General features: G+C 72.5%; 4 protein-coding genes. All 4 read right to left on the bottom strand.

Translation table 11 applies throughout. The features are described 5' to 3' along the window. Nucleotides 1-1,177 (bottom strand): beta-ketoacyl synthase N-terminal-like domain-containing protein (locus ACTIGN_RS15425; protein WP_439625349.1); only part of this gene is annotated, 1,177 nt, incomplete at its 3' end. A 249-nt stretch (nt 1,178-1,426) separates the two neighbouring features. Next, nucleotides 1,427-3,067, bottom strand: coding sequence for a PfaD family polyunsaturated fatty acid/polyketide biosynthesis protein (locus tag ACTIGN_RS15430; protein ID WP_439625351.1), 1,641 nt, complete (start codon nt 3,065-3,067; stop codon nt 1,427-1,429). Nucleotides 3,068-3,392: 325 nt separating this feature from the next. Next, nucleotides 3,393-4,262 carry a TIGR02996 domain-containing protein gene (locus ACTIGN_RS15435; RefSeq protein WP_439625353.1) on the bottom strand — a complete coding sequence of 290 codons (870 nt, stop codon included), beginning with the start codon at nt 4,260-4,262 and terminating at the stop codon, nt 3,393-3,395. Between the two features lie 32 nt (nt 4,263-4,294). Next, nucleotides 4,295-5,925: Ig-like domain-containing protein (locus ACTIGN_RS15440; RefSeq protein WP_439625355.1), on the bottom strand; the 1,631-nt coding region annotated here is incomplete at its 5' end.

Consider the following 5,925-nt stretch of genomic DNA (forward strand, 5'->3'; position numbering starts at 1 on the left):
CCTCGGGGGGCTCACGCCCCCCGCTCGCCCGGGAGTACACTTCGGTCAGCGCCGACGCCTCGGTCGCGTCGCCGACCCGGGTGCCGGTGCCGTGCGCCTCGACCAGCTCGATCGTGTCGGGGGTGACCCCGGCGTCGGCGTAGGCGTTCCGCAGGCACCGCCGCTGGCCCTCGGCGCTCGGCGCGTAGATCGCGTTCCCCTTGCCGTCGCTCGACGACCCGATCCCCTTGATGACGGCGTAGATCGTGTCGCCGGCGGCCTCAGCGTCGGCCAGCCGCTTCAGCACCACGACCCCCAGCCCCTCGCCGAGGATGGTGCCGTCGCCGTTGGCGTCGAACGGCCGCGCGTTGCCGCTCGCCGACAGCGCCGGCGTCTTGCTGAAGCACATGTACATGAAGATGTCGTTGAACGTGTCGCACCCGCCGGTGACGACCACGTCGGCGCGGCCCGTCTGGAGCTCCATCGCCGCGAGGTGGACGGCCGAGAGCGAGCTGGCGCACGCCGCGTCGACGACGCAGTTGGTCCCCTGCAGGTCGAGGCGGTTGGCGATCCGCCCGGCGACGACGTTGCCCAGCAGCCCGGGGAAGCTGTTCTCCTGCCACGGGACGTACGCCTCGGCGATGCGGCCGGCGGCGTCCTCGATGCGGTCGGCGGGGATGCCGGCGTCGCGCATCGCCTGCTTCCACTTCGGGTGCCCGAGCCGCGCGCCGAGCGGGATCACCAGCTCGAGCGTGCCGGTGACGCCGAGGATCACCGACACGCGGGTGCGGTCGACGGCGTTCGCCGGGCGGGGGGCGTGGGCGTCGCCGTTGGTGCCGGGCGCGTGCTGGCCGCCGGTGAGGACCACCCCCGCGTCGGTCAGCGCCTGCTTGGCCGCGACGAGGCCGAGGAGTTGGGTGGTGTCGGTGGCCTCGATGTCCCGCGGGGCGATGCCGAACTCGAGCGGGTTGAAGTCCACCACGTCGAGGAACCCGCCCCGGCGGGCGTACGTCATGTCCGGGGCCTTCGGGTCCGCATCGAAGTAGTCGGTCGGGTTCCAGTGGGTCGCGGGCACCTCGCCGATGCAATCGACGCCGTGCTTGATGTTGGCCCAGAAGTAGCCCGGCCCGGCCGCCTTCGGGAACAGGCACCCGACGCCGACGATCGCCAACGGGGATTTCTTGTCCGGGGTCTGCATCGCAACCTGTACTCGTCGGATAACGGGCCGAACGAACTACCAACCGGAGCCGCGGTTCTTGACCTCCCCCCTGGTGGGGGAGGTCGCTCCGAGTCTTCGAGGAGCGGGTGGGGGGGAAGCGAGAACGCGCGTGCTGCGTCTCCCCCCACCCGGCTCGCAGAGCCTCGCCACCCTCCCCCACCAGGGGGGAGGGCAAGAATTCGACTGCCCCCACAGGCCAGGGGCCCGTGCCACCGAACCCGAGACGCCTCACGCGAACCGCTTCAGCAACTCGTCGGCGGGCTGCGGACCGGTCGGGAAGCACTCGTCGGGCAGGTGGACCCCGCACTGCCGCAGCGCCTGCCGCCGCAGCACCACGCACGCGCCGTACAGCAGGTTCCGGGCGACCGCGACCACCGTGCGGTTCGCCGACTGCTCCAGCGGCGTCCCCTTGACCCACTCGTTGAACGCGCCCATCGCCGGGCCGCACCACACCTGGTAGTCGAGCTGCCGCCCGGCCTCGCCCGCGTTGGCCCACCGGCTCGACAGCCCGAGGTACCACCGGAACACGAGCGCCATGCGGTGCTTCGGGTCGGCTTCCGCCCGCGGGAGCTGCGTCGGGTCGCGGCGGAGGAAGAACGCCTTCGTCTGGTCCCACACGTCGGCGAACGTGGCCCGCAGGTACGTCTTCTCGACCTGGGCCCGCTCGGCCTCGGGGACCGCTTCCCAGCTCGGGTACGCCCGGTACAGCTCGAACAGCTTCGCGGCCCGCATCGGGAACATGGTGCCGCGCTTGAGCACCTGCACCTTCACGCCCATCTCGAACATGTCCGCGGCCGGGGCCATCGTCACGTCGGCCTGCCCCGCCTCCGCGAGCATCTTACGCACCGCGTCCGAGCTCCCGGACTCGACGCACGCCTGGTTCACGCTCCCGGTGACGACGAACGCCGCGCCCATCGCGAACGCGGCCGCCACCGACGCCGGGGTCGCGATGCCCCCCGCCAGCCCGACCCGCGGCGGCTTCGCGTACTGGTACTGCCGCACCAGCCGGTCGCGCAGCGCGAGGATCGTCGGGAGCAGCGTGATCGCCGGGCGGTTGTCGGTGTGGCCGCCGCTGTCGGCCTCGGCGGTGATGTCGTCGGCGACCGGGTACTTCGCCGCGAGAGTCGCTTCCTGCTGCGTGACGTGCCCGGCGGCGACCAGCTCGCGGAGCATCTTTTCGGGCGGCGGCGACAGGAACTTGGTCGCCACCTCGACCCGCGACACCTTCGCGATCACCCGGTTCGCCGGGCCGGCCGCGGTGAACCCCTTCACGCGGTAGCGCACGATCGCCGGCGTGAGGTCCAGGTACGCCGACGCCTCGACGAGCCGCACCCCCTTGTGGAGCAGGAGTTCGGCCGTGGCCATCTCGTGCGCCGGCTCGTTCGGGCTGTGGATCAGGTTCACCGCGAACGGCGACGTGCCGAGGTTCGCCTTGAGGCGGTCGACCGCCTGTCCGATCCGCTCCAGCGACAGCCCGGCCGCGCCGAAGCTCCCGAGCATTCCGGCGAGGCTCATGGCCTCGGCGATGTCGGCCGAGCCGATGCCGTTGGCCATCGCGCCGGCCATGTACGGGTAGCGGAGCCCGTGGTCCCGCGTGAACGCCGGGTCGCCGAGCTGGGTCGGCGGGAGCGGGGGCAGGTGCGCCGCGACCGGGAACGCCCAGGCGTGCGGCGGGGTGAACGCGAGGAACCCGCCCTGGGCGACGGCGTACCCGCGGTCGGTGCGGGCGACCACGACCGGCTGCTTGACCTCGCCGACGGCGGCGCGGAAGTCGGCCGGGGCGTCGGGCAGGGGGCCGTGGCCGGCGGGGGTCCAGAACCCGAACGGGCTGGCGGGCGGCGCTGTCGTCCCGGCCGGGTGCGTCGTCATCGTGGGGTGTCGGCTCAGGGGGGTCGAAACGGTACAGATTATGGGGTATCGAAATGCGGCCGAAAGGCAACGAACCCGGGAACGGCTCGCCGCCCGCGCACACTCAAACGTCATTCATTGGTTCCGGGCGACACGGACACCCCTGTTCCGGAACCATCCGCAAGTCCGGAATCAACCACACAAGGCCGGAAGAAAGATTGTCGAAGCATCGGCGACGGTCACAGGTGTCGCCGGGGTAACACGATCCGGCGACCGGCCGGCGGGTCGCCGCCGCACGACCGGTCCGGAACCATCCTAAACGGACGCACACCGCCCCGCGTCTCGCTCAGAACAAGTCGATGCGGCCGCCGAACCGGGCGAGGAGCGCCTGCTGGCCGCGGGGGCCGACGTTCGTGAACCGCATGTTCAGGTACGCGAGCTTGTCGGCGTCGCCCGCGGGCCACTGCTCGGCGAGTTCGAGCGCGCCGTCGTCGCCGATCGGGTTGCCCCCCAGGACCAGCCGCGTGAGGTGCCGCTGCCAGCCGGTGGCGAGGAGGTTCTCGACCCCGTAGTCGGTGAGTTGGTTGTTCGACAGGTCGAGGTCGGTGAGCGCCGGGAACGGGTACCGGGCCGCCAGGTCGAGGTGGTCGTCGTTGATGCCGCACCCCTCCAGGTCGAGTTCTTCGAGCCGCGTCAGCCGCTGCGCGGCGGCGATCACGGCCGCGTCGCCGGGCCACACGAAGCCGCCCGCGATCGCGGCCGAGTACAGTTCGAGGCGGGTGACGCAGGCGAGGTGCGGGGACCGGACGAACGCGTCGAGGCGGGCCGCGACGCGGGAGACGGTGACCTTCGGGAGTGGCCGCGCGGCGGCGAGGAGTTCGGCGCGCGCGAGGAAGTCGCCGACGGTCAGCGCGACCTGCGCGGCGAACCCGCGGCGGAACTCGCGGACGGCGTCGCGGGGGAGCGCGGCGAGCGGCCCGAGGAACTCGTCGCGGTGGAACTCGATGAGGTCCTGGTTCCGCTTGAACAGGTCGACGTAGCGGTTGAGGACCGCCCGCGGGAGGTGCTCCTTGCGGGCGATCTCGATCTGGGTGCGGATGAACTCGGCGCGGACGGGCCGGTCGTGCTCGTCGAGCCAGTCCGCGTACGCGAGCCGCGGCGTGTCCTCGTCGGGGGCCGCCGCGATCGCCGACAGGAGTGCGTCCTCGTCCGACATGCCGCCATTCTACGCACGCGGCCGGGCCGGGGTCACACGGGGGCGCCGGGGGTGACCTCGAGGGCGTTGACGATCCACAGGGACGAGCCCGGGGCCACGCTGAACGTCACGGTGAGGATACCGTCCGCCCCGGCCGTGCCGCTCACCGTCACGGTCCCGTTGCCCCGGAGCGTCTGCGTGGTCCCGCCCGGGCCCGCCACCGACGCCCGGACCCCCTGCTTCCCCTGGGTCGGGGCCGCGTACGTGTGCACCGTCACCGTGGCCGACTGGCCGGCCCCCACGAACACCTTGAACGCCACCGGGGTCAGGCCGTACGCGTAGTCTCCGAGCACCCGGGCGTCCCCGCCCGCCGGCACCCGGCCGCCCGTGGACCCGCCCACGTTGCCGGTCGTGGCCCATCCGTACCCGAGCGCCGCGGTGTACCTGGTCCCGGGCATGACCCGGTCCCAACCCGGCGACTGCTTCCCGGTCGTGCTCGCCTTCATGTCGAACCGGCGCCGCGCCCCGAACGCCGCACTCGGCCCGGCCGCGGGGGACTCGTTCCCGGCCGTGTCGGTCGCCGTCCCCTCCGCGACCGAGATGCTCAGGTTCCCCACCCCCGTGATCCCGCTGACTGTCACGACCCGCTGGACCCCGGTATCGCTCAAGCTTACGTCCCCGCTCACTCTCACGGTCCCGGTGACCGTCCCGGTCGTGTTCAGCGTGACGCTCCCGAGCGTGCTCGCGCTGAAGTTGGCGTCCGCGTACGTCACCGTGTACTGAATCACCCCCGGCCCCACCACCACCGGCCCGCTGATCGCGACCGTCGGGGCGGTGGCGTCGACCACGAACGTGAACGACTCGGGGGTCGGGTCGGCGTTCCCGGCGGCGTCCACGGCCCGCACCGCGAACGTGTGTTCCCCGTCGGCGAGCGTGCCGGCGGTGAACGTTGTGACCCCGGCGAGCAGCGGGGCGAAGGGGGCTCCGTCGACCGACACCTCGTAGTAGTCCACGTCCGCGTCCGGGCTGGAGAATTCGAACGCCGGCCGGGGGTTGTTGGTCGGGTCGGCCGGGAACGCGCCGATCGTCGTGTCCGGGGCGGTCGTGTCCACGAGGGTGATCGACGCGAAGAATACGTCGGCCCCCCCGTTGGTGTCCCCGGGGACCAGGTTCGGGGCATCGCTCGCGAACGCCACGTACCGCCCGTCCGCCGACACCGACGCGGTGTACGAGGCGCCGTCGCCCTGGACCCCGGCGGTCGTGCTGACCCGCGTCACCGCGCCCGTCTGCGTGTCCTTGACGAACACGTCGTACGTGCCGTTGGTGTCCCCGGGGACCAGGTTCGGGGCATCGCTCGCGAACGCCACGTACCGCCCGTCCGCCGACACCGACGGCTGGTCCGAGTCACCGTCGCCCTGGGCCCCGGCGGCGGTCGTGCTGACCCGCGTCACCGCGCCCGTCTGCGTGTCCTTGACGAAGATGTCGAACGCCCCGTTGGTGTCCCCGGGGACCAGGTTCGAGGCACGGCTCGCGAACGCCACGTACCGCCCGTCCGCCGACACCGACGGCTGGTCCGAGTCACCGTCGCCCTGGGCCCCGGCGGCGGTCGTGCTGACCCGCGTCACCGCGCCCGTCTGCGTGTCCTTGACGAAGATGTCGAACGCCCCGTTGGTGTCCCCGGGGA

Source organism: Gemmata sp., from assembly GCF_051859125.1.
Taxonomy (GTDB): domain Bacteria; phylum Planctomycetota; class Planctomycetia; order Gemmatales; family Gemmataceae; genus Gemmata.

Coding starts and splice junctions, on each gene's coding strand:
- ACTIGN_RS15430 (WP_439625351.1), bottom strand. CDS start 3,067: ATGACGACGCACCCGGCCGGGACGACAGCGCCGCCCGCCAGCCCGTTC.
- ACTIGN_RS15435 (WP_439625353.1), bottom strand. CDS start 4,262: ATGTCGGACGAGGACGCACTCCTGTCGGCGATCGCGGCGGCCCCCGAC.